Origin of the sequence: Bradyrhizobium sp. 40, assembly GCF_023100925.1 — a bacterium.
Lineage (GTDB): Bacteria > Pseudomonadota > Alphaproteobacteria > Rhizobiales > Xanthobacteraceae > Bradyrhizobium.
Window position 1 is genome coordinate 5,736,859 of sequence record NZ_CP064688.1, and the last position, 23,929, is coordinate 5,760,787.

At 63.2% G+C, this 23,929-nt stretch carries 22 protein-coding genes; 10 read left to right on the forward strand and 12 right to left on the reverse strand.

Translation table 11 applies throughout. The features are described 5' to 3' along the window. The first annotated feature begins 7 nt into the window (after positions 1-7). Together IVB40_RS27585 and IVB40_RS27590 are read left to right on the forward strand one after the other, a co-directional pair. Positions 8-676: a hypothetical protein gene (locus IVB40_RS27585; RefSeq protein WP_247816875.1), complete on the forward strand. Its 669-nt coding sequence runs from the start codon at positions 8-10 to the stop codon at positions 674-676. 87 nt (positions 677-763) lie between these two features. Then, the gene (locus tag IVB40_RS27590; protein ID WP_247816876.1) at positions 764-1,096 is read left to right on the forward strand and encodes a GIY-YIG nuclease family protein; all 333 of its coding nucleotides are present in this window, start codon (positions 764-766) and stop codon (positions 1,094-1,096) included. A 25-nt stretch (positions 1,097-1,121) separates the two neighbouring features. Here IVB40_RS27590 and IVB40_RS27595 read toward each other — a convergent pair whose 3' ends face one another. The 6 genes from IVB40_RS27595 to petA form a co-directional block, all read right to left on the reverse strand. Then, the gene (locus tag IVB40_RS27595; protein WP_007595035.1) at positions 1,122-1,661 is read right to left on the reverse strand and encodes an adenine phosphoribosyltransferase; all 540 of its coding nucleotides are present in this window, start codon (positions 1,659-1,661) and stop codon (positions 1,122-1,124) included. Positions 1,662-1,669: 8 nt separating this feature from the next. Beyond that, positions 1,670-3,835 carry an anthranilate synthase component I gene (locus IVB40_RS27600; protein ID WP_247816877.1) on the reverse strand — a complete coding sequence of 722 codons (2,166 nt, stop codon included), beginning with the start codon at positions 3,833-3,835 and terminating at the stop codon, positions 1,670-1,672. Positions 3,836-4,009: 174 nt separating this feature from the next. Continuing rightward, positions 4,010-5,257 carry a DUF4375 domain-containing protein gene (locus IVB40_RS27605; RefSeq protein WP_247816878.1) on the reverse strand — a complete coding sequence of 416 codons (1,248 nt, stop codon included), beginning with the start codon at positions 5,255-5,257 and terminating at the stop codon, positions 4,010-4,012. A 93-nt stretch (positions 5,258-5,350) separates the two neighbouring features. Beyond that, entirely contained in the window at positions 5,351-6,025 is a 675-nt protein-coding gene (locus IVB40_RS27610; RefSeq protein WP_008134159.1) for a dienelactone hydrolase family protein, read from the reverse strand. Between the two features lie 145 nt (positions 6,026-6,170). After that, positions 6,171-8,243 (reverse strand): cytochrome b/c1, encoded by a 2,073-nt coding sequence (gene fbcH, locus IVB40_RS27615; RefSeq protein ID WP_247816879.1) that lies wholly within the window; start codon positions 8,241-8,243, stop codon positions 6,171-6,173. Positions 8,244-8,305: 62 nt separating this feature from the next. After that, positions 8,306-8,836: a ubiquinol-cytochrome c reductase iron-sulfur subunit gene (gene petA, locus IVB40_RS27620; protein WP_026232845.1), complete on the reverse strand. Its 531-nt coding sequence runs from the start codon at positions 8,834-8,836 to the stop codon at positions 8,306-8,308. A gap of 278 nt (positions 8,837-9,114) precedes the next feature. Between petA and IVB40_RS27625 the strand changes: the two genes are divergently transcribed. From IVB40_RS27625 to IVB40_RS27650, 6 genes are all read left to right on the forward strand, one after another. Further along, positions 9,115-9,573 (forward strand): tRNA (cytidine(34)-2'-O)-methyltransferase, encoded by a 459-nt coding sequence (locus IVB40_RS27625; RefSeq protein WP_247816880.1) that lies wholly within the window; start codon positions 9,115-9,117, stop codon positions 9,571-9,573. An 18-nt stretch (positions 9,574-9,591) separates the two neighbouring features. Then, positions 9,592-10,224, forward strand: a complete 633-nt coding sequence (queE, locus tag IVB40_RS27630) for a 7-carboxy-7-deazaguanine synthase (protein WP_247291253.1) — start codon at positions 9,592-9,594, stop codon at positions 10,222-10,224. Positions 10,225-10,241: 17 nt separating this feature from the next. Next, complete coding sequence (locus tag IVB40_RS27635; protein WP_247819603.1) at positions 10,242-10,607, forward strand: 6-carboxytetrahydropterin synthase; 366 nt, start codon at positions 10,242-10,244, stop codon at positions 10,605-10,607. A 4-nt stretch (positions 10,608-10,611) separates the two neighbouring features. Further along, entirely contained in the window at positions 10,612-11,511 is a 900-nt protein-coding gene (hemF, locus tag IVB40_RS27640) for an oxygen-dependent coproporphyrinogen oxidase (RefSeq protein WP_247816881.1), read from the forward strand. Further along, positions 11,502-12,254 carry an HAD family hydrolase gene (locus IVB40_RS27645; RefSeq protein WP_247399887.1) on the forward strand — a complete coding sequence of 251 codons (753 nt, stop codon included), beginning with the start codon at positions 11,502-11,504 and terminating at the stop codon, positions 12,252-12,254. Before hemF ends, IVB40_RS27645 begins: the two co-directional genes overlap by 10 nt. Before the next feature lie 368 nt (positions 12,255-12,622). Beyond that, positions 12,623-12,826, forward strand: a complete 204-nt coding sequence (locus IVB40_RS27650) for a DUF2158 domain-containing protein (RefSeq protein WP_027516401.1) — start codon at positions 12,623-12,625, stop codon at positions 12,824-12,826. A 456-nt stretch (positions 12,827-13,282) separates the two neighbouring features. Here the strand turns inward: IVB40_RS27650 and IVB40_RS27655 are convergent, their stop codons facing one another. Next, entirely contained in the window at positions 13,283-14,371 is a 1,089-nt protein-coding gene (locus IVB40_RS27655) for a winged helix-turn-helix domain-containing protein (protein ID WP_247816882.1), read from the reverse strand. A gap of 276 nt (positions 14,372-14,647) precedes the next feature. Here IVB40_RS27655 and IVB40_RS27660 point away from each other — a divergent pair, with 276 nt between their 5' ends. After that, on the forward strand, positions 14,648-15,559 hold the full coding sequence (locus tag IVB40_RS27660; RefSeq protein WP_247816883.1) for a DUF1127 domain-containing protein: 912 nt from the start codon (positions 14,648-14,650) through the stop codon (positions 15,557-15,559). A 185-nt stretch (positions 15,560-15,744) separates the two neighbouring features. Here the strand turns inward: IVB40_RS27660 and IVB40_RS27665 are convergent, their stop codons facing one another. The 3 genes from IVB40_RS27665 to IVB40_RS27675 all read right to left on the reverse strand — a co-directional run bounded on the left by IVB40_RS27665 (position 15,745) and on the right by IVB40_RS27675 (position 21,401). Further along, positions 15,745-16,818, reverse strand: coding sequence for a TauD/TfdA family dioxygenase (locus IVB40_RS27665; protein ID WP_346283267.1), 1,074 nt, complete (start codon positions 16,816-16,818; stop codon positions 15,745-15,747). Positions 16,819-17,080: 262 nt separating this feature from the next. Further along, positions 17,081-17,383 (reverse strand): hypothetical protein, encoded by a 303-nt coding sequence (locus tag IVB40_RS27670; RefSeq protein WP_247816884.1) that lies wholly within the window; start codon positions 17,381-17,383, stop codon positions 17,081-17,083. A 172-nt stretch (positions 17,384-17,555) separates the two neighbouring features. Next, complete coding sequence (locus IVB40_RS27675; RefSeq protein ID WP_247816885.1) at positions 17,556-21,401, reverse strand: LuxR C-terminal-related transcriptional regulator; 3,846 nt, start codon at positions 21,399-21,401, stop codon at positions 17,556-17,558. A 129-nt stretch (positions 21,402-21,530) separates the two neighbouring features. On the opposite strand from IVB40_RS27675, the gene IVB40_RS27680 reads away from it, so the two are divergent. After that, positions 21,531-21,860 carry a nuclear transport factor 2 family protein gene (locus IVB40_RS27680; RefSeq protein ID WP_247291269.1) on the forward strand — a complete coding sequence of 110 codons (330 nt, stop codon included), beginning with the start codon at positions 21,531-21,533 and terminating at the stop codon, positions 21,858-21,860. A 44-nt stretch (positions 21,861-21,904) separates the two neighbouring features. Here IVB40_RS27680 and IVB40_RS27685 read toward each other — a convergent pair whose 3' ends face one another. Beyond that, positions 21,905-22,672 carry a sulfite exporter TauE/SafE family protein gene (locus tag IVB40_RS27685; protein ID WP_027568567.1) on the reverse strand — a complete coding sequence of 256 codons (768 nt, stop codon included), beginning with the start codon at positions 22,670-22,672 and terminating at the stop codon, positions 21,905-21,907. Then, positions 22,669-23,925: a CCA tRNA nucleotidyltransferase gene (locus IVB40_RS27690; RefSeq protein WP_247816886.1), complete on the reverse strand. Its 1,257-nt coding sequence runs from the start codon at positions 23,923-23,925 to the stop codon at positions 22,669-22,671. The genes IVB40_RS27685 and IVB40_RS27690 overlap by 4 nt, the downstream gene beginning before the upstream one ends. Positions 23,926-23,929: the final 4 nt, after the last annotated feature.

Below are 23,929 nucleotides of genomic sequence, written 5' to 3' on the forward strand. Positions count from 1 at the left end.
GCTATCGATGCCCGCGACGCCCCTCTACATCATTTGTTCGCCCCGCCCGCAGGTCGGCAAGACCCTGCTGGCGCGGCTTTTGAGCGAATTTTTGCTGCTCAAGAACGGCAACGTCGTGGCCTTCGACGTCAACCTGAAGGAGCCGTCGCTGCTCGACTATCTGCCGAAGATCACGGAGACCGCCGACGTGATCGACACCTATGGCAAGATGCAGCTGATGGATCGCGTCATCGTCGATGACGGGCTTGCCAAGGTGATCGACCTCGGCTTCCACGCCTTTGACGAGTTCTTCAAGATGACCGAGGAGATCGGTCTGTTGAAAGAGGCGGCGCGCCGCCACGTCGCGCCGATGATCCTGTTCGTTGCGGACACCGACCGCGTCTCGGCCCGCGCCCACGAGATGCTGCGCGAACAGATCCCGCGGATCAACCTGATCACGGTGGATAACGAGCACATCGTGCGCGGCGAGCTGCCGGAAGCGATGGCCGGCGGCCGGCTGCTGCGCCTGCCGGCGTTGCCCGGCTTCCTGAAGACCTATATCGGCCGCCTGAACTTCTCCTTCACCGGCTACCTGCGCCATGAGAAGGATGCTTCGACCGAGCTGCACCAGTGGACCCGGCGCAATTATCTCGCCTTCCGCGAGCTCGAGCTCAGCCTGATCCTGCAACGGTCCTGAACATTTTACCCGGATAATATTGACGTCGAGCGGCCCTTCGGTTACTGGAGTTTACGCACCAGCGTTCCTCAGCAAGGCCCCTTCACCGTGACCATCGACCGGAAAGCAGCGATCGCCGTCTACAAGGACCGGAAGACCGTTGCGGGCATCTACGTCGTCCGCTGCGCGGCCTCGGGCGAGGCCTGGGTCGGTCAGGCCCCGAACCTCGAGACCATCCAGAACCGCATCTGGTTCTCGCTGCGCCAGGGTAGCCACACCTGTCGTCGCCTCCAGGCTGCGTGGAACGCCCATGGCGAGGCGGCCCTGACGTTTGGTGAATGTGAGCGTCTGGAGGATGAGGAGACTGCCTATGTCAGGAATGCGCTGCTCAAAGAGCGCATGCTGCATTGGCTGTCGGAGCTAAAGGCCGAGCCGATCTGAACGTCACCAGCGGCGCGGTTGCCGCTCAGTGCCCCTCGAACGTCATCAGCGTGCGCACCGGCACGTCCATCGCTCGGAGCTTGGCGGCGCCACCGAGATCCGGCAGGTCGATGATGAAGCAGGCGGCGACCACATTGGCGCCGATCTGGCGCAGCAATTTCACCGCGCCTTCCGCGGTGCCGCCGGTGGCGATGAGGTCGTCGACCAGGATCACGCGCTCGCCGGGCTGGATGGCGTCGACATGCATCTCCATCTCGTCGATGCCGTATTCGAGAGAGTAAGCGATCCGCACGGTGGTGTGCGGCAGCTTGCCCTTTTTCCGGATCGGCACGAAGCCGGCCGAAACCTGGTGCGCCACCGCGCCGCCGATGATGAAGCCGCGCGCTTCCATGCCGGCGACCTTGTCGATCTTGTTGCCGGCCCAGGGATTGACGAGTTCGTCGACCGCGCGGCGGAACGCACGCGCATCCGCGAGCAGGGTGGTGATGTCGCGGAACAAGATCCCGGGTTTGGGGTAGTCCGGGATGGTGCGGACGCTCGCCTTCAGATCGTGGTCAAAAGTCATGGTGCCTCTCAATCAGCGCGCGCATCCAAACGGAACGCGTTCTCGACAATTCGTAAGCCCACCTCGCCGCTGAGCGACATCAGCGATTCCGGATGGAATTGCACACCGGCGACCGGCAGGGTCTTGTGCTCGAGCGCCATCGCGACGCCGTCCTCGGTGCTGGCGGTGACGGATAGCACCTCCGGCATGCTGTCGCGCTCGACATAGAGCGAGTGATAGCGGCCGATCACGATCTCGTTCGGCAGATTGCGCATCAGCCGCCCGCCGCGCACCTGCACCCGCGAGGGCCGGCCGTGGGCGGGATGCGTGAGCTGCCCGAGCTCGCCGCCGAAATACTCGCCGATCGCCTGGACGCCGAGGCAGACGCCGAACACCGGCAGCTTGTTCTCCAGTGCCGCGTCGATGGTCTTCTTGATGCCGAAATCCTCAGGCCTGCCGGGCCCGGGCGACAGCACGAGCAAATCCCACCGCTTCTGCTTGAGCATGTCGAGCGCATGCACATGGCGAACTACGGTGACATCGGCGCCGACCTGGCGAAAATAATCGGCCAGCATATGCACAAAGCTGTCGTCATGGTCGATCAGCAGTACCCGCTTGCCGCTTCCGGTGGCATCGGGCGCGAAGGCCGACAGCGGCTTTGGCGGATCGCCGCGCAGCGCCTGGAACAGGGCCGCGGCCTTGACCTGGCACTCGCGGTCCTCGGCGGCGGGATCGGAGTCGAACAAACAGGTGGCGCCGACGCGCACTTCCGCGAGGCCCTCCTTCATCCGGATGGTGCGGATGGTGAGGCCGGTGTTGATGCTGCCGTCGAAATTCACCGCTCCGATCGCGCCGGCATACCAGCGGCGCGGCGAGCGCTCGTGATCCTCGACGAACTGCATCGCCCAGAGTTTTGGAGCGCCGGTGACGGTGACGGCCCAGGCATGGGTGAGGAACGCATCAAGCGCATCGAACCCTGGACGCAGCATGCCTTCGACATGGTCGACGGTGTGGAAGAGTTTTGAATAGGTCTCGATCTGCCGGCGCGCCAGCACCTTGATCGTGCCGGGGACGCAGACGCGTGCCTTGTCGTTGCGGTCGACGTCGGTGCACATGTTGAGCTCGAACTCGTCCTTCTCGGAGTTCAGGAGCTGGCGGATCTGCTCGGCATCGCCGATCGCATCGGTACCACGCGCGATCGTCCCCGAGATCGGGCAGGTCTCGACCCGGCGTCCGTCCGAGCGCACGAACATTTCCGGAGAAGCCGAGACGAGAAATTCGCCCTCGCCGAGATTCATCAGCGCGCCGTAGGGCGACGGGTTGATGACGCAGAGCCGCTGGAACACTTCCGCCGGCGAGCGGTCGCAGGGCTCGGCGAAGAGCTGCCCCGGCACCGCCTCGAACAGATCGCCACGCGCAAAGGCGGCGCGCGCGGTCTCGACTGTGGCCTGATATTCGCCGGGCGCGTGATCGGCAAAACCCTGGCGCGGTGTCTTGAGGTAGGGGCTCTCGGCGGTCTCGTGCGGTAAGCCCGCGGTGGACTCGCCCTTCCACACGAAATCGTAAGTGAGCACGACGCCGCGGCCGGTGGCGCGGTCATAGGCGAGCAGGCGGTCGGGGACGTAGAGCACGATGTCGCGCTGGTCGCTCTCGCGCGCGCGCTTCTGCACGAGATCCTCGATCTGGAACACGAGGTCGTAGGCGAAGGCGCCGAACAGGCCGAGCACCCCGTCGTCATTGGCGGAGAACGCGGCGACGAGATCGCGCACCAGCGACATCACGCTGGCGCGCCGCGTGCGCTGGTCTTCGTCGATCGGGGCTTCGCCGCGAATGATATGACCAGCAAGGCGCGTGGGCGTCTTCTCGGAGATCACGACGCAGGGTTCGCGCAAGACGTCAGCGAAGAAGGCGATCAGCACCTCCCCGCGCGCGTTCAGTGCTTCCAGCTTGAAATTGACGCCGGTGGTCTCGAGCTTGAGCGGCGGGTCGGAGAAGCCGAGGTCAAAACTCTCGTAGCGGCCGGGCACGGTCGTGCCCGACGACAGCACCACGCCGCGGCGGCGGTCGAGCAGGCTGACGAGATCGTCGAGCCGGTTGGCGCCGCCGGAAAACTGTTCCGCCACGCGCGTGATCGCAAGCCCTGCGCGGGTCACGTAGTCGCTTCGAGCCGGAAGGGCAAAGACGGTCCTGTTCATGGGGTCCTCTTACGAAACTTGTCGAGGGAACGCCACACAGGACAAACGATCAGGCCGCCGCACTGCGTGGGCGACCTCAGACGATTTTGGGAGAATAAATCGCACCGGCCACCTCTTAGGAGGTGCGCCACCAAAGACGGGATGGGCGGACGGCGGTGCTCATAGGGCGGATACTCACCATGGCGCGGGGACGGCGTCAAGAGTGGCTGGGGTCGGCTCGACCGCAAAATGGCGCAAATCGCAACGAGGGTTATGGCCGGTCTTGCAGGCTGTTGCGCCCCACGGCCGCGTCTGCGGCATGACGCTCGATTTCGTCTCGCATGACCCTGAGCACGAGTTCGCCACCAGATCCGATGACCTGGGCGCGGTCGCCCAAGGTTCGATCAAAACGCTGGTCTCTCCTGTGACCGCACACCAAATGGCTCGATCGTCGCTCACGCTCAAGGCCGTGATCGCCGCGGTGGGGCCCAGACTTAACTTCCGCAACAGCAGGTCGATCGCTTCGGCCGCAAAGTTTTGCTCGGCAATTCTCAAGAAATTCTGGATCGTGTCAGTCCCCACAGTCGACAGCCGCGCGCCCACTATCGTAGGGGGCGTCGCAAGTTGATAAAGTCGTCCACCCGCCTCATCAAAGACGCATAGCCGCGAGCCCTTGTTGGTCCTTACGCCGAACGCCGTGCATTGCTGCCCCTCCACATCGGTGTCGAATCCTGGAAGCACCATAACCTTGAGCTCTGGGTCAGGCCTTACCGCCCCGCAGGCCGCCGCGACCGTGATCTGCAAATCGTCAGTCATCTGGAAGCTGATGTGGCGAACGCTTTGCCAGATCCGGCGGTGGGACCGATGTGGGTTAAGCTGCGCAAGCCGCTCGATTTCAGAAGAATACTGCTCCTGCGCGATGGCGCGCAATTCGGGCCAGCTTGCGATCCATCGGGCCGCGAGCGGTGTCATTGGTTGCTCTCGTTCTACCGCATAGAAGCGCTTATCAAGCGCGCTGAGCGCCGCGGCGCGGTTTTCGAATCCGGTCTGCAGCGCAGCCTCGCCTGGATGTGCCTCTACCCAGGCGATCATCTCCTGCAAGATCTGGTGTTGCGAGCTCGCTCCCATCGCCTCCAATCCAGCGAGTGCATCGCCGGACGTCGTTGGGAGCATCGCGAGCCCTGTGTTGCCGATGAACTGGCTGTGACCGCCGTTGCAGACCTGAGCGAGATAGTAGTCGGCATGATAGGCCTGTATGGCCACGGCCGGGAGCTCACCTCTCGTGTAGACGCCGACGTGCTGAATTTGGCTGACATAGTCGACCACAGCGCCGGTTAGATAACCGGCCCTCTCGGGGTCCCGAGCCGCTTCCAGCGCTTTGCTCGGCACCACAATCTTGGTCAAGCGGCCATCCACAATCATCGTGCTCTCCAGCAGTCGCATGGTGGAAACCCCTGCGACTGCACTATGATTGCGGTGATTGATTTTCAATCGTGGCGCGGCAGTAGAGCTGATCGCGGTCCGTCGGCGACCAGCCTACCCCAGATGCTTCCTAAAAAACTCCGTCGCCCTGCCCCAGGCGAGCTCGGCGGCTTCGCGGTCGTGGACGGCCTGGCGTTGCTCGTTGACGAAGGCGTGCTCGGCGTCATAGCGGAACAGCTCCAGCGACTTGCCGGCGGCCTTCATGGCCTTTTCGAAGCCATTGACCAGTTCCGGCGTGCACCAATCGTCCTTGTTGGCGAAATGGGCCTGGAGCGGGATCTTGACGTCGGCAGGCTTGGCGGCCTGCTCCGGCGGAATGCCGTAGAACACGACGCCGGCCGCGAGCTCCGGCACATGCACCGCGCCGATGATGGTGACGGCACCGCCGAGGCAGAAGCCTGTCAGCCCGACCTTGGCGCCGTTGCGCGACAGATATTGCGTGGCGCCGCGCACGGTCTGCGTGGTGGCGTCCATGAAATCGAGCGAGTTCATTTCTTTGCCGGCGGCGTCGGTGTCGTGATACGGCACCACCTTGCCCTTGTAGAGATCGGGCGCGAGCGCATCGAAACCGGCCAGCGCGAAGCGATCGCACAGGCCCTTGATCTGGTCCGACAGCCCCCACCATTCCTGGATGACCACCACGCCCGGCGCGTTGCCGCGCGCGGCATTGGCGAGATAGCCCGATGCGTCCTTGCCGTCCGGGCGCTTGAAGGTGATGGCGGTTCCCATGGTGTCCTCCGACGAGTTTCTGGGGAAGCGATTGCTGGTATTTTGGCGGCTGCGCGGGCGATAGGCAATCGCGCCTGACAACACACTCTCGTGCCCAACAAAAAAGCCCCCTTGCGGGGGCCTCTTCATTCTCGCCTCGGGCCGCTCAGTGCGAGTCGGCCCAGACCTTCTTCTTGGTGAAGTACATCAGGCCGGCGAAGATGATCAGGAAGATGAACACCTGGAAACCGAGGCGCTTGCGCGCTTCCATGTGCGGTTCGGCGGTCCACATCAGGAACGTGGTGACGTCCTTGGAATATTGCGCGATCGTGGTCGGCGAGCCGTCGTCGTAGGTGACCTGGCCATCGCTGAGCGGCTTCGGCATCTTGATGGCGTGGCCCGGGAAATACCTGTTGTAGTAGGACCCCTCCGGGATGGTCACGCCTTCGGGTGCCTTGTCCTCAAAGCCCTGGAGCAGCGCCGAGACGTAGTCCGGGCCCTGCTCCTGATACTGGGTGAAGAAGTCGACGATGAACATCGGGAAGCCGCGGCCGTAGGAGCGCGCCTTGGTGATCAGCGACAGATCCGGCGGCGCCGCGCCGCCGTTCGCCGCACGCGCGGCCTGCTCGTTCGGGAATGGCGAGGGGAAATAATCCGCCGGCCGGCCCGCGCGCTCGAACATGTCACCCGCGTCGTTCGGGCCGTCCTTGACCTTGTAGTCGGAGGCGAAGGCTGCAGCCTGCGCGACCGAATAGCCGGGACCGCCGGCTTCCGCGAGGTTGCGGAAGGCGACGTAGGACAGGCCGTGGCAGTTGGCGCAGACTTCCTTGTAGACCTTCAGCCCGCGCTGGAGCGCACCGCGGTCGTACTTGCCGAACGGACCGGCGAACGACCATTTGTTGCCCGGCGGCTTGTCGCTGCCTTCGGAGGCACGCGCGCTGTCGGCTGAGCCCGCAAACAACGCGCCCGCCAGCGCAAGCACGATCGCGCTCGACACCATCGGCGTCGACCTGCTCCCGGTTTTGGCCAGGACGGCATCCGAGATCGAGTTCGGCACCGGCCGCGGCTTTTCGATGCGCGAGAGCAGCGGCAGCACGATCAGGAAGTAGGCGAAGTAGCAGAACGTCAGGACCCGGCCGGCGATCACGTAGATGCCTTCCGGCGGCTGCGCGCCGAGATAGCCGAGCAGGATGCAGACCGCGACGAAGATCCAGAAGAACTGCTTGGCCAGCGGACGGTACTTCGACGATTTGGTCTTGGCAGCATCGAGCCAGGGCAGGAAGCACAGGATGATGATCGCCGAGAACATCCCGATCACGCCCGCGAGCTTGTTCGGGATCGAACGCAGGATTGCGTAGAACGGCAGGTAATACCATTCCGGCACGATGTGCGGCGGCGTCACGCCCGGATTCGCCGGAATGTAATTGTCGGCGTCACCGAGGTAATTCGGCATGTAGAAGATGAACCAGGCGTAGAGCAGCATGAAGCAGGACACGCCAAACATGTCCTTGATGGTCGCATGCGGCGTGAACGGAACCGTGTCCTTCTCCGTCTTGGGCTCGACGCCATCAGGGTTGTTCTGGCCGGAGACATGCAGCGCCCAGACGTGGAGCACGACGACGCCCGCGATCAGGAACGGCAGCAGATAGTGCAGCGAGAAGAAGCGGTTCAGCGTCGGGTTGCCGACCGAATAGCCGCCCCACAAGAGCGTCACGATGCTCTCGCCGACATAGGGAATGGCGGAGAACAGATTGGTGATGACGGTGGCGCCCCAGAAGCTCATCTGGCCCCAGGGGAGCACGTAGCCCATGAAGCCCGTCGCCATCATCAGCAGGTAGATGATGACGCCGAGGATCCATAGCACCTCGCGCGGCTCCTTGTAGGAGCCGTAATAGAGGCCGCGCAGCATGTGGACATAGACGGCGACGAAGAACATCGAGGCGCCGACGGCATGCATGTTGCGCAGCAGCCAGCCGTAATTGACGTCACGGACCAGCAGCTCGACCGATTTGAAGGCGAGGTCGGCATGCGGCGTGTAGTGCATCGCCAGGATCACGCCGGTCAGGATCTGGATCCCCAGCATGAACGAGAGGATGGCGCCGAAGGTCCACCAATAGTTCAGGTTGCGCGGGGTGGGATAGACCACGAAGGAGGAGTGCATGAGGCCGAGGATCGGCAGACGTCGCTCGATCCATTGCAGGGCCGGATTGCTCGGCTGGTAGTCGGATGGTCCGCTCATGATGCGATCCTGAGGAAATAGTACGACGAGACGGCGCGAAGCTTCGGACGAGGGCCCGAGGCTCAGCCGATCTGGATTTTGGTGTCGGAAACGAACTGGTACGGCGGCACCGGCAGGTTCGCGGGCGCGGGCCCCTGGCGGATGCGGCCGGACGAATCGTACTGCGAACCATGGCAGGGGCAGAAGAACCCGTCGTAATTGCCTTCATGGGCGATCGGGATGCAGCCGAGATGGGTGCAGATGCCGATCACGACCAGCCACTGCTCGTGGCCGGACTTGACCCGGGCCTCGTCGGACTGCGGATCGGGCAGGCTCGCCACGTTGACGGCGCGCGCCTCGTCGATCTGCTTCTTGGTGCGGTGGCTGATATAGATCGGCTTGCCGCGCCAGAACACCTTGATGTCCTGCCCCTCGGCGACCGGGCTGAGATCGACCTCGATCGGCGCACCGGCGGCGATGGTCGACGCATCAGGATTCATTTGGGAAATGAAGGGCCAGAGCGCGGCTGCGCCCCCTACTGCTGCAGCTGCCCCCGTTGCAACGAATAAGAAATCACGGCGTGTCGGATGGTCCGCCGAAGACGCTGTCGTCACGATTCCAACCCTTTCTTCTTATGCAGCCGGCGGAACCGCTCCAGGAGCCCCCAAGGTCCCCAGAACAGCCTGCCGGCGCCCGCGGCCCCCCGCGGCGGCAGAACTTCACGTGCCCCCACCAAAACAAGGCGAAAACAGCAGTCCAGAATCGTTCTATTGGCACCCTTGCCGGGCGAGCGCAAGCCCGCTATCGGCGCGGGAGCGTGCAATGCACGAATTCCGCGGCCAGCGATGTTTTATTGAGACATTTCCGGCCCGCACCGAACCCGGCACAGCCCATGCAGATAGCGCTTTTCCAACCCGACATCCCCCAGAACACCGGCACGATTCTCAGGCTCTGCGCCTGTCTGGGCGTGGCCGCCCATATCATTGAACCGGCGGGCTTCCCGGTCTCCGACCGGCATTTCCGCCGGGCGGGAATGGACTACCTCGATCAGGTCAGCATCGTCAGGCACAACTCCTGGTCGAAATTCGAGCAATGGCGCGCGGCGCAGGGCGCCCGCCTGCTGCTGTTCACCACCAAGGGGGCGACCGACTACCGCGATTTCCGTTACCAGACGGCGGACATCCTGCTATTCGGGCGCGAGAGCGCCGGCGTCACCGAGGCGGTGGTCGAGGCGGCGGACGCCCGGCTGGTGATCCCGATCGCTCCGGGGCTGCGGTCGCTCAATGTCGCCATGACCGCGGCGATGGCCGCAGGCGAAGCGCTGCGGCAGCTCCGGAACCCGCAAGTTTGATATGTTGAGGAGAGACGGTTGAGTTACGCGGTCAAGGAAATCTTCCTGACACTGCAAGGCGAAGGCGCCCACGCCGGGCGCGCGTCCGTGTTTTGCCGTTTTGCCGGCTGCAATCTCTGGAGCGGGCGCGAGGCGGACCGCAGCGAGGCCACCTGCAAATTCTGCGACACCGATTTCGTCGGCACCGACGGCACGCTCGGCGGGCGCTATGCTTCGGCTGCGGAACTCGCCGGCACCATCGCGGCGCAATGGACGGCCTCCACCGACAACCGTTACGTGGTGCTCACCGGCGGCGAGCCGCTGCTTCAGGTCGATGCCGCGCTGGTCGACGCGCTCCATGCCCGCGGCTTCGAGATCGGGGTCGAGACCAACGGCACGATCGCCCCGCCCGAGGGTCTCGACTGGATCTGCGTCAGCCCGAAGGGCGGCAGCGATCTTGTGATCCGGCGCGGCCACGAGCTGAAGCTGGTCTATCCGCAGCCGCTCGCCATGCCGGAGACCTTCGCGGATCTCGCCTTCGAGCGCTTCTCGCTGCAGCCGATGGACGGGCCCGAGGTCGCCCAAAACACCGCGGGCGCAATCGACTATTGCCTCAATCATCCGCAATGGCGGCTCAGCGTGCAGACGCATAAGTCGCTTGGTATCAGATAGGATTGGTTTTCGAACAGATGTGGGAATTGACGAAATCGTTTCGCTTCGAGGCGGCGCACTCATTGTCGGGAACGACGTTCGGCGCTGATAGCGAAGAGATCCACGGCCACTCCTTTCGCGCCGAGGTGACGCTGCGCGGCACGCCCGATCCCAAAACCGGCATGGTGATCGATCTCGGCCTGGTCCAGCGCGCCATCGAGGACGTGCGCATGACGCTTGATCACAAGTACCTCAACAAGATCGAGGCGCTGGGCACACCGACGCTGGAAAACCTCTCGCGCTTCGTGTGGGAGCGGCTCGCCCCTATCGGCAAGCTCACCCGCGTCAGCATCCACCGCGACAGTTGCAACGAGAGCTGCACCTATTACGGTCCGCAGGGTTGAGAGAATGACATCCACAATGGACCCGAGCTTGATCGAAGACCGCAAGACGCGCGCACGCGCCTGGTTCGAAGCCCTGCGCGATGACATCTGCGCGAGCTTCGAGCGGCTGGAGGACGATGCCCCGCAAAGCCTTTATTCGGGCGAGCCGGGCCGCTTCAAACGCACGCCGTGGCAGCGCACCGATCATACCGGCGCGGCCGGCGGCGGCGGCGTGATGTCGATGATGTCCGGCCGCCTGTTCGAGAAGGTCGGCGTGCACTGCTCCACCGTGCACGGCGAATTCGCGCCCGAGTTTCGCGCGCAGATTCCCGGTGCGGCGGACGACCCGAAATTCTGGGCCTCCGGCATCTCGCTGATCGCGCATCTGCGCAATCCGCACGTGCCGGCGGTGCACATGAACACACGCTTCGTCGTCACCACCAAAGCCTGGTTCGGCGGCGGCGCCGATCTCACGCCGGTGCTCGACCGCCGCCGCACGCAGGACGACGCCGACAGCGTCGCCTTCCACGCCGCAATGAAACAGGCCTGCACGCAGCCGAACGGCGTCGCCGATTACGACAAGTACAAGAGGTGGTGCGACGAGTATTTCCACCTGCCGCATCGCAAAGAGGCGCGCGGCATCGGCGGCATCTTCTACGACTGGCATGACAGCGGCGACTGGGACGCCGACCTCGCCTTCACCCGGGATGTCGGCCGCGCCTTCCTGAAGATCTATCCCGACATCGTGCGGCGCAATTTCGCGACGAGCTGGACCGCGGAGGATCGCGAGGAGCAATTGATCCGGCGCGGCCGCTATGTCGAGTTCAACCTGCTCTACGACCGCGGCACCATCTTCGGTCTCAAGACCGGCGGCAATGTGGATTCGATCCTGTCGTCGCTGCCGCCGGAGGTGAAATGGCCATGACGACGATGAATCCCGCAATGAGGCCGCTGCCGCGCGCCATGCTGATCGACATGGACGACACCATCCTGTCGGCCTATGCGCGGCCCGAGATCGCCTGGAACGCGATCACAGCGGAGTTCGCGGAGGAGCTCGCGCCGCTGCCGCCGCAACTGGTCGCAAGCACCGTCCTGGCGTTCGCGAAAAACTTCTGGGCCAATGCGGACGCCTCCTGGCGGATGAAGCTCGCCGAGGCCCGGCATCTCACCGTCAAGGGCGGCTTCGCCGCGCTCGCGGCCGCCGGTCATCGCGCCCTGCCCGACGACCTCGCCATTCGTCTCGCCGACCGTTTCACCGCCTATCGCGAAGAGGAGATGTTCGTCTTCCCCGGCGCGCATGACGCCATCGACAGGCTCAAGGCGCTCGGCATCAAGCTCGCGCTGGTGACCAACGGCGCCGCCGACACCCAGCGCGCCAAGGTCGAGCGCTTCGAGCTGGCGCATCGCTTTCACCACATCCAGATCGAGGGCGAGCACGGCTTCGGCAAGCCCGAGGAGCGCGCCTATCTGCACGCGATGGACGCGCTCGGCGTCACCGCAAGAGACACATGGATGATCGGCGACAATCTGGAATGGGAAGTCGTGACGCCGCAGCGTCTCGGCATCTACGCGATCTGGATCGACGTGCATGGCGACGGCCTGCCCGAAGGCTCGGCGGTGAAGCCCGACCGCATCATCCGCTCGCTGACAGAACTGCTGCCGGGCTGACTGCAATCAGGGTGCGCAAACAAAAACATTGAAAACAACCCCATGCACAGTAGACGGCCGCAGCAGAATCAAGGACTTGCGGTAAACGCAAACTGCGGATCTGACGAAATCATTTGCTCCGTCGGGCAAAACAGGCGCATGGTGTCATGGTCGCGACGCACGGGACGGAAGAGCCCTTGCGCCACCCATCGAACAGGCGCCATTGCCTCTCGTGATGGGATCGCTCCGGCCTAAAGCTCTCTGATCGATTTCAGCAGCCCGGCCGGCGCATGCGCCCTACCGCAACACATCCACTGACCAAGTAGCCCGTGATCGGCATGTCATGCCGGTTTGCTAGCTTCTCCGTCAATCAACCGAAAGGACCATCCATGGAACTAAAAGCCGGCGATATCGTCATGCTGAAATCAGGCGGGCAGCCGCTCACCGTCGCTGACGTGAAGGGCGACGACGTGATCTGTCTCTGGATGGGCGCAGAAGGCGATCTGTTTCGCGAGACGCTGCCGCTCGCGGTGCTCGATCGACTGGAAGAGCTCGACGACGAAGACGAGGATGATGACGAAGACGAGGAGTAAGCGCGGCTGAGGCCACGTCCTAGTTTGATCGGAGCGCACAGCTCCGGCGCGCGTGATGTCCGCTTCTCCGCCAAAAAGGCGCGATAGCGGACATCGCTGCATGGCGCAGAACGGCCGACGAGGCGCTGTCCGGATTCATCTTCTTGTCAGAACCGAAAAGGCGGAGGCGACAATGGAGCAGGACATTCCGAAAGACGCAGCTCGCTCGCAACCGACGGCTCGCAGGCGTCTGGCAGGGAATTCAATCATGGGACAGCCGCCTGTCGGTCACCAAGGGACTGACGGCCGTTACACTTTGCTGGCCGAGTCCCTCGGCGGATACTTTCAGCATCTGAATTCCTGGAAGCAGAAGGCCATCCTCGGAACGCCCTGCCTGTAATTATCGTATCTCGCTTAAGTGGTGCAGCCAGCACTGTCACGGCAACTCCCATTTGTCCCGTCGGCCGTAGGCCGAGATCAGCTTGTGTAAGCCTGAAGGCCCGCGCCGATATTTAGCGATCGGCTACACGGTTCGATGGCTTCTTCGTATTGGCGGAGCTGCAGGTGCGCAACACAGAGGAGCCGCACCGTGATATTCTTCTGCAAGATGGCTAGATCTGTCCGATCGCCGTCGAACCGGTCGGACCATACGTCGTGCGCAGTCTGAAGATCAGTCAGCGATACGCTGATCCGCACCTGATCTCCGCTGCGCTTCACCGCGCCGCGCACCGCCCAGCGGGTGCCGATATCCGTTCCAAGCTGCTTCAGATCGATCGACTTATTCTTGTAGGTGCGGGCGGCCTCGCGTCCGATGACGAAAGTGGCGGGCGCTCGCGCAAGATCGGTCGTCAAATCTGTCGTGATGGCATCGGCAAGGTGATCCTGCTCTGGATTGTTGTTGAGGTTGGCGAAGGGCAACACGATGAGAGAGAGACGATGCGCGATCTCGGGCCTGACTATCGGCTGTCCGTGAAGCTCTCGAGCTTCCTGAACCGCGTCGGTACGGAGCGTCTTCCAAACATTCCAATAACCGACAAGGCCGCCGGCAATTGCACCGATGGCAGCAACCGACGCCAGCGTCCCGCCGACGAACTTCAGAGGGCCTCTGATGTGACGCACCCAGTTCTTGGACCGCCATTTGAAAGCTACTTTTTCGGAGAACTCCGGGACCAAAACCGCTGCCTCCGCGGCTGCGCGCGCAAGATTCGCCGGTTCTGCGAGGGCGCCTGATGTCACCGCAGTTTCGGGACATCGCTCGTCATCGTGGACAGCGCCCACGAAACGAAAGCCCTTTCGTGGAAATGTCTTGATAAGACGTTGTTGCACGCCTGAGTCGCCGATCGCGCGTCGGACCGCGTTCAATCGGGTCGTCAGCGCCGCGTCGGACACGATCCGACCATTCCAAATCGCGTTTATGAGATCATCCTTGCTGACGACCCGATCCCTGCTGCGGATCAAATAGCCGAGCAGATCAAGTACCTGTGGCGTCGTAGGCACGGCATCGGCCCCGCGCCGCAACTCGCGCCGGTCGGTATCCAGCACACAGTCCTCGAAGAAATAGCGCATGGCACCATTCCCCAGGCTTGCCCTCTACTTCCGAGAGCGCCGCAGCGATTGTCCGGCGAGGATAGGCCTTCGAACGGAAAAATGTAAGCCGAATATCGAGTGTGCCTTGCCCAGCGTCGCGGGATCGGCCGACGTCAGCCTCACGGAAACGCCCCCGCACCGGCTGGACACAAAGAATAAGCCGCCGGTAAGAAAAATGTAAGCCCCTCGTCAAGCGTGCCGGACCGAGCATTGGCACCTTAGCCCTCGGTGAGAAGCAAGCCAAAGGAGATTGCGATGAGCGCGATCTATGGCGCCGCATGGATGCGACGGCCCTTCGGATCAACGCAGCGCGCTGTCAGCCTCGTCCAGCAATTCTTGAGCACATGGCGGGAGCGCCGTAGACGCCGGCGTGCACAAGCGACCCTGCGCGGCCTCAGCGACAGGGAGCTCATGGACATCGGCACGACGCGCGGCGAGATCGATTACATCGCCTCGCACCGAGACATCGCGAGGCCGAATCGTTCGACAGAACGCGACGTCGGCGTTATTGCCCTGCTGCTCTGTGGCGCGCTTATCCTCGCTTTCGCTAGCGAGGCCAAAGCTCAATGCACCGCGCAGGACGTTCTGCGCAATCACCTGGACCTCAAGACTGCTCCTCCGGTGCAGCGATCGCAGACTCCCGTCAGTTCGGCCGCCGATGTTCGGCTGTGGAAGACGATTGCGATAGGGACATTCAGGGACATGCGCGCCCTTCGCAAGGCGATGAGTGCAATGGGCTGCGACGTCGGAAGCGCCGCTGCTGAAGTCCTTGCGCGGCCGGCTTTTACCCTGAGTGGCAAGAAAACGGACGTGCAGCTCGTCCCTGTCTCGGCCGCGGAGCTCGGCTTCAAGGGCGAGACAGCGTCGTTGACCGAAATCTATGCGCGCGCGCAACGGTTGGGTTTCGGACTTGCGCCCGCAGAAATCGCTCCGCAGCTGAGACTTCAGTACTTGGACCAGCCAATCGGTGAGTTTCTCATCATCGGGATGGAGCCGATCAGGACATGGGCGGGTGAACCGGTCATCCTGACGGTGGCCAATGGTGGAGCAGGCCTCATTCTCATCGGTCAGGGCACCCGCGAGAACGCGGAAATTCCAGTGAACTCCACCATTGTATTCGTGCGGCCAAGTACACCCGCCCCGGCGGAGACCGCGGCATTCAAGTAGCTCGGGTGATGCGTAAGTCCGCTTTACGCCGAGAAGCGGCATTTATGGATACTCGCCCTGGTCGCGTCGAGCCACGTTGAGAGTTTCAGCTTGGCGCTGTCGAAGGGATTGTCCGGCCTGCTCCTGCGGCTAGAGCTTGCGAGGCCAAGTTGGGTCTGGGCTTCCGGTTCAAACCATCCGGAACGTCAATCCAACGGGACGTTCAAACTGGTACCTTTGGTGATGATGCCGCCGCGGTTGCCAATCTCAATCGAGCCATAGCGCTGTTTGAAACAATCGGGCAGCGGCCGGTCGCCTTCCATGCTGAGCCAAAGGCGCAACAGATGACGCTTCTGGCCTGCATCGGGCCAATCGCGGAATCCGGTCCGGTCATGCAACAAGGCATGATTGTAAACGAACTGCATGTCACCCGGCTGAAGCCGCATGCCGAAATGCAGCCCGGGATCATTTGCGAGCGTGTCGAAGAGATCGAGCGCCTCGACGTGAGCCGGAGTCAGTCTCGGCGCATCGGGGAAGCGCTGCGCACTATCGATATACTGGCGCTGATAGAACCCGGTCAGGAACCCCGCATGCCAATTCAGCACCGGGATTTCAAGATATGGCTTTTCGTTCTCCGGCACCTCGCCTCGCCGGTCTGTCGCGATCGGATCAAACAAGAGGGTGGCAAGGTCGGGACGCCTGTCAAACATCTCGTTGTAGATTGTCGTCGTACTGACAAGGAGAGAATCCCCTCCCTCCATCGCCTCGCGAATGCATAACAATCCAACCACGTCGGACGAATCCGTGTGGAATGTCTGCCGTTCCGAGGTTTGATAAATGCGGGTATTCGGATCCTTCGCATCGGCGCCGGTGTCACGGACGTGACCGAGAATGTGACCCGCTGCATTCTGAGACCGCGCCGATCCAAGATGCGCGCCCACCCCACAAAATATCGTCGCGGCGAGCTCCTGGTTATATTTTGCCACCGGCAGGCCGCGGATCACTTCGAAGCCAAGGCCAGCCAGGAGCGTTGTCTTAAGCTCTTCCAGATGCGCGCCGAAGCGGGGAAGCGGAAAGCTTTCCTTCGTGATCTCGGCAATTCTTTTGTTTTTGCCCAGATACGTTTCAGCCGCGCCCTCAAGTTCCGCGATCTCGCCGGCTGCAAGCGATATCAACCATCGATTGGGATTGGCTTTCATCTCAGCGCCCCGCCAGGCAGACGGGATATCGACCTTCCCTGGAGGGCGATGGATCCCGCCGGGCACTGAGACCACATTCATAGTGTTGGCTCCTGAAAGATCGGACGTCAGACATGCGGGCGGACGATCGACGATATTGTGCCGACCGCTTGTTTGCAACTTGACTGAGGCGCAGCCCTGAGCCGAGTGCATTGTCGCCGCGAGGAGGTCCGTTCCAGGCAGTCGCGTGTTAGGTGAGCCGCTTCCGCCAAAATGATTACAACACGGCCGCTCGATCGACCGATCCAAGCTCGGGAAAAAATGGAAACAGCCGGAACGTTCGAGAAGCTGATTGAGTTGAAAGTCATGCGCCTTGCGCTTCGGTCAAGGCCGCACCAAGCGGCCCGATCAAGCTCCTGGAAGAGGCGAAAACTGCTCTCCGGCGTGCCTTCTGCAGCACGGCCGCGCGAGGATCGCGATGTACACGACGGCGATATACGATGAGCTGAGCCAGATCGAACGCGAGGTCGTCGAAGGAGAACGGCGGCTCGCCGAGCAAGAGGCGCTGATCATTGAAATGAAGCGCCAGAACGAGGACACAGCCAAAGCCGAAGGCGAGCTCGAACGGATGCGCATGGAGCAGCGACGTCGCGATCAGGATCGGCAACGTCTGCTCTCACGGCTGCAACCCTGAACAATTCAGCAAAGAGGCTGATCCGCCGAAGCGTTACGTTTCTGAGACGCGAGACCAGGCAGATGCGCTCGCCGATACGTTCGGTCGCGGGAAGTCTCTCACCAAAGTCGGAGCCCGCCAGTCATCGCCCCGTCGCGATCACAGTTCAAATCAGCAAATCATGATGCACAGGCACAATGGCTTGATGCGCACCGCTATTGCCGTGATCGTCCGCGTGTCCGTTCAGTGCATGAGGGACGATGTTGACGTTAAACCCGAGGCCTTCTTCCTGACTGGACGGAACGTGCGAACCCAGCGGATCATCGAGTTTTTTAAGCTCACCCACCGCGACAGGAGTAGCAGGGGTTGCGCCTTTATCGAAGCGGAACACCGGTCCTTGGTCCAGGCCGCCGGTTTCGAACGCAGCTTCGGTCGGGTGTGCCTCTTCTGATGCGATTGCAGCAGATTGCAGAGCGTGCTGCGAGTTACCGCGTCCGGCGTTACCGCCTGCTGCGACGCTCGGCTCTGTGATGTCGGCTGCTTGCGACGCGTTCGCAGAGGCCGAGTGTAACTCGTTGTCCGGGTTGCCGTGGTCCACGGTGGCTGGTTCTGCCGTCTTCGCTGGTCCCTGCCCCGCATCAAAAGCCGAAGCCTGATGCTCGGCGCCATGGCCGACGCTGTTGCCCGGCTTGGAGCCAGCTTCAGTCGATTCCGCGGCTGCTCCCTTTGCAGATCCCGGCTCCGAAACGTGCTGCGAGTTGCCGTGGCCTGCGCTGGCGGCCGTTGCGACGCCCGGATCGGTCTCAGCTGCGTCCGATGCGTTTGCAGCGGATGAGTGCCCGGATTTGCCGTGTTCCGCGCCGCCTGTTTCTGCCGTCGTTGCTGATGCTTGCGCGGCTTCAGAAGCCGAAGCGTGATGATCATCGGCGCCATGGCCGCCATCATTGCCCGGTTTGGAGCCAGCTTCACTTGCTTCGCTGGCTGCCGCCTTCGTAGAGTCTGGCTTCGAAGCGTGTTGCGAGTTGCCGTGGCCAGCGTTGGCGGCCGCTGCGGCGCCCGGATCGATATCGGCCGCGTCCGATGCGTTTGCAGCGGATGAGTGCCCGGATTTGCCGTGTTCCGCAGCCCTTGGTTCTGCCGTCTTCGCTGGTCCGTGCGCCGCATCAGAAGCCGAAGCGTGGTGCTCGCCGCCGTTGCCCGGTTTGGAGCCGGCTTCAGTCGGTTCGCCGGCTGCCGCCTTTGCAGACTCTGGTTTCGAAGCGTGCTGCGAGTTGCCGTGGACTGCGCCGGCAGCCGTTGCGGCGCCTGGATCGATCTCGGCTGCGTCCGGTGCGGTTGAGTGCCCGGATTTACCATGATCCTCGCCCGCTGGTTCTGCCTTCTTCGTTAACCCTCCCGGAGCCTCAGAGGCCTTATCGTGATGCTCGGCGCCATTGCCGACGCCATGGCCCGGTTTGGAGCCAGCTTCAGTCGATTCGTCGGCTGCCGCTTTTGCAGACCCCGGCTCCGAAGCGTGCTTTGAGTTGCCGTGACCCGCGTTGGCGTCCGTTGCGACGTCCGGATCGGTCTTAGCTGCGTCCGGTGCTTTTGCAGCGTTTGAGTGCCCGGCTTTGCCGTGTTCCGCGCCGTCTGGTTCTGCCTTCTTCGCTGATCCTCCCGGTGCCTCCGGGCCCTTATCGTGATGCTCGGCGCCATTGCCGACGCCGTTGCCCGGTTTGGAGCCAGCTTCAGTCGATGGGTCTGAAGCGTGCTGCGAGTTGCCGTGCTCCGCGTTGTCGGCGGTTACGATATTGGGTTGGCCGATCTCGTTGGGTGCAGTCGACGAAACGCCGTTGCCCGTATTGGCCGGACCACTGTTCGATGCGACATTTGCGGCTACCGGGGCCGTCCCGCTATGCGCAAGCTCCATGGATGATCCGTGAGCCGACGCGGCAGACGCACCATCGCTCTCTTCCGTTGGATCCGCCGATGCGCCGGTGGAGCTTCCGAGCCTCGTCGACGTTCCCAAGCGAGCCTGCCCAAACTGGAACCCCGAGCCGCCGTTGGCCAGAATCGCCCAGGCTCCAGACGTCCCGAGCGAGCTCTCGCTCCCCTCGATAGTGGTTTGGACATGATCCTTGCTCGAAACAGTCGCATCGGTTTCGGTCGCCGATATCAGCACTGCTTCGAGCTGCTCCAAGGTGGTCGCAACAGCCGCACCATCTGGCTCGGAGCCGACATCCGCCTCCGCAACGGCCACAATCCCCTCGAGATGGATTTCCAGCAGGCCGCGATCGCCGACATCAAGGACACGATCGGTCGCATTCACATAGACGATCGTTTCATTGCTTGCGGAGTCGTAGACCCAGGCGAGTGTATGTGGCGGTATAGACTTGGTTGCCGCCGTCATATGCAGCCAGGCAAGCGCTCCGAAAGCCGCAAGATTGATCCTGCCCGGCCCCGACGCGAAATCGAACACAGTGTCGGGTGAGGTCGAGTTGAAATGGTCAGACTCGGAGTCGATCGGGGAGCGATAAACAATTTTTTCAACGTTGCCGCCTACGCCGCTACCGGCATCGTGACCAGGGTCCGCGCCAACAGGTGTATGGAGATTGTCACCCGCATCGCCTGGGCCTTTTTGAACCAGAGCGCCTTCTTGAGCGGCATTGTCGTGTCCAGTGGTCACAACGGCGGAAGACAGGCGGACATCCTGCGAAAGAAAACTTGGGGCTGAATGGTCGTCAGGATTGGCGGCAGCATGGGTGATCGCGGCCAGCTTTGTGGTCGCACTCTCTTCGGTGGCGGCCAGGATGCTGTCGATCGAGGCGTCACGGAGGTCATGCGCGTGCGCGGCGAGATGAGGGTCCTGCAGTGCGTAGATCAACGCACCGGTGAGAATAGCAAAGTTGCCATACCCTCCGTGCATCGACATCGCATTGGAAAGAAGCCGCGGGAATTGATGTTCCGGGGCCGGGTCGTCACCGGTCTGTATGTCGATCGCTTCTCGCAGTAAGCGCGGAAGATCGGGCGCGCCCGATCCTGCTGGACCGGGGTGTGTCCACGCTTTCGAGCCTCCAGATTGCTCGGCCGTGCGCTGCGCTTCCATCGCCGCTGCCGGGTTGGTGATTTGGGCGGCCTTGGCGAACAAGTCTCTCTGGGCTTGCGTGGGCGTCTCGCCGGATTCCCAAACGACGAGGTGCCGGAGAATCCCTTTTTTCCATGGCTCGTAGGCCGCGTGCTCGTATCCCGCGTGCTCGTCCGCGTGGCCGACGCCGTTCTCATCCGGCAAGATATCGTTCGCTTCCGACGCCTTGAGTTCGTCCGCAATAGCGAACGCCAGAAAGGCCAGCGAGAGCGCGGCCAGGCCGGAGGGGCGTTGCAGCAACGCGATGGTCGCGAGCACAGTCCTGTTGGTGATCTCAAGCTTCTGGAAAATATTGTACAGGTGGACTTTGACCGTCCCGTCGGAAACGTTGAGCTGGCGCGCGATCTCCTTGTTCGATAGTCCTTCCGCCACGAGTCGTGCAATTTGACGTTCCCGTTGCGTCAACAGCTCCAGCATCTTTTCGACTTTGCCGTCGCCGTCCGCTTCCTTGCCGGCTGCCGAGAGGTCGGACTTCTCCAGTGCCACACCGCTTTTCGTCATCAGCCGCAGCGATCGCAGCATCGTGGCGGGAGAGGCATATTTCGAAATTGAGCTGCAGACGCCGGCTGCGATGGCTGAGGTCAGATCGTGGTCGGTGTCGGACTCGGCAAAGAACACCAGGCGCGTCGAGAGCTTCTCAGCCTTCACGATCGCGAGGATCTCGGAGACCGTGAGATCCGGCACCTTGTCGGCAAGAAGCGCGACGTCAGGCGTCAGCTTCCGAATTGCTTGGAGGCAGCTTGTCCGATCGCTGGACGCTGCGACAACGTCGAAATCCGGCTGCGTCCCGAGGACCGACCTCAGTCCCTGCAAAACGATCGGCTGTGGATCAACGAGCAAAAGCCGGATGGGCTTGAGTATCCCCTGCCTGGCGGACGCGTCCAACATCGATCTTGCCCTCGGCCCGGTCCTCTATGTCCTTCGGCATATGGCCGCGGCCGGGTGGGATATTAAAATCATAGGAGGCTCGGTGGTTCCCCGGCCTGAACCAGATTTGGACGCATGTGAGTGAAAAATATGTCCTTTGATCCCATGGCCGTTGCGGTCGACTGGCTTGATGCGTATCGCGCGGGCGACATCGACGCGATTTTGGAACTCTATGCCGAGGACGCCGTGGTCCATTGCGGCTGCGCCGGCGGGCAAACCATCACCGGCCGCGAGGCACTTCGTGCCTATTGGGTCGATCGCCTCCGAAAATATCCGGCGGGCACGTTGGACGACCTCAATCCCTGGCGCAACGACGGCACCATCATCTCGTACATCACCAGTGCCGGCGTGATGAGTGCACTCCTGGCGTTTGATGCCGCCGGCAGGATCAAGGAACTGGATTGTAGTCCCTCACACTAGACCTGCGGCCTGATCCAACCCCCGCAGCGGGACACCTGTCGGCGTTAGATCAGCTGCCTCGCCGCAGCAGAGATCATCACCAACCCGCCCGTGATCACCGCGACGTCGAGGATCGCGGTGTGGATGTGTACCGGCATCCGCTCGACGAAGGCTTTGGCCAGGAACGCGCCGGGAATCGCGATGGCACCGATCAGAAGTGCAAAGGCGAGCACCTGCGCAGTGACAGCGCCGGCGAGGCCGAACACCGAGATCTTGATGAGGCCGGTGCCGAGCGAGATCATTGCATCGGTCGCGATGACGGCGGCGCCCTCAAGGCCCGCGGCCATCAGCAGCGATAGCAGGATCACGCCGGAGCCAGAGGTGCCGCCGACCAGCACGCCATAGCCGACCGAGCCTGCCGCGAGACCGGTGTCGCCGATCTTGACCTGGCGGCGGCGGAGCACACGGCGCAGCGGCACGCTCAGGATCAGCATGGAGCCGATCACGAGCGCCGCCCCCGCATTGGTGAGGCGCGTATAGCCGTAGGCGCCGAGCGCGGTCGTCAGTGCCGCACAGGCCAGCACGATCAGCGCGCGGCGGCGATCGGCATAGCGGAGATAGGCGACCGCGCGGCTGGAATTGGTGAAGATCGCGGAGATCGCGATGATCGGCACCACGGGCTCGGCGCCAACGAGAGGCACCAGCACCAGCGGCATCAGGGCGCCGGTGCCGTAGCCGGCGAGACCACCGATGATCGAAGCAAACAACGCCATCAACGCGACCAGCAGCAGCTGAAAGATCGAGATGTCGGCGAAGCCTGAGACGATGGTCACGTTCTCTCGTCGCGGCTGATTCGTGCCGCAGCTTGATCGGCGATGGAAACGAGTGCGGCTTCCTCTAGGGGAAAATCCGCAGCAAGCCAAGCGTCCTCGGCGAGCGTCAAGACATGTCCGAGCGCGGGTCCTTCCGCCATGCCGCGCGCGATGAAGTCGGCAGCGCGGAGCGGAAATTTCGGCGCAATCCAGCGCTGCGGCAGCTCGGCGAGCGCACGCCATCGCGATGAGCCGACGTCACCGCCGGCTCGCGCCCAGCCCAGCAACACGCGATCGTGATAGCGCTCCGCGCCGAGCCGGTAGAGCAATCGCTGCGCATCGGCTTCGCCCTTGGTGGCCAAGCGCCACCAGCGGTGCCCCATCGAATCCAGCGCCTTGGTTTCCGCATTGGAGAGCCTCAACCGCGTGGCGACGCGCTTGGCGTCTTCGGTCACAGCGACCGTCAGCGCGGCGAGCCGCCGCGTGCTGCTCGCGGCGAGGCCAAGCTCGCGCTCGATCGCGATCATCGCCGAGAGCGGCCCGGTATAAACGACGCCGCCGGTCAGCGCCTGCAGCAATCCGCCATCGGCCATGGCGAGCGCGGCGGCGGACGCGCCGGGAGCGACCAGCAGCTTCAGCATCTCCATGCGCAGCCGCTCGGCCGACAGGCTCGCAAGGCCGGCGCGTCCCCGGATGCAGGCGAGATAGCCGTCGCGATCGGGATCGCCGGCACCAAAGGCGGCGTGGATGCGGAAGAAGCGCAGGATGCGCAGGAAATCCTCGGCGATGCGCTGGTCGGGATCACCGATGAAGCGCACGCGCCGCGCCGCCGCATCTGCGATGCCTCCGACGTAATCGTGGACGACACCGTCGGCATCGACCGAGAGCCCGTTCATCGTGAAGTCGCGGCGCTCGGCGTCCTTCACCCAGTCGCGGCCGAACGCGACCTTGGCCTTGCGGCCGAAGGTCTCGGTGTCCTCGCGCAGCGTCGTGACTTCGTAAGGCTGGCTGTCGATGACGAGGGTGACGGTGCCGTGGTCGATGCCGGTCGGCACGGCCTTGATGCCGGCGCTCTTGGCGCGCCGCATCACCTCGTGCGGGAGCGCCGTGGTCGCGATGTCGATGTCACCGGGCAGGAGGCCGAGCAGCGCGTTGCGCACGGCGCCGCCGACGACCCGCGCCTCCTCGCCATCCGCGTTGAGCAATTGCAGGACGCGCGCGGTCCCGCCCGACATCAGCCAGGGCGCATCGGCGAGCATGGGCACCGCGCTCATCGGC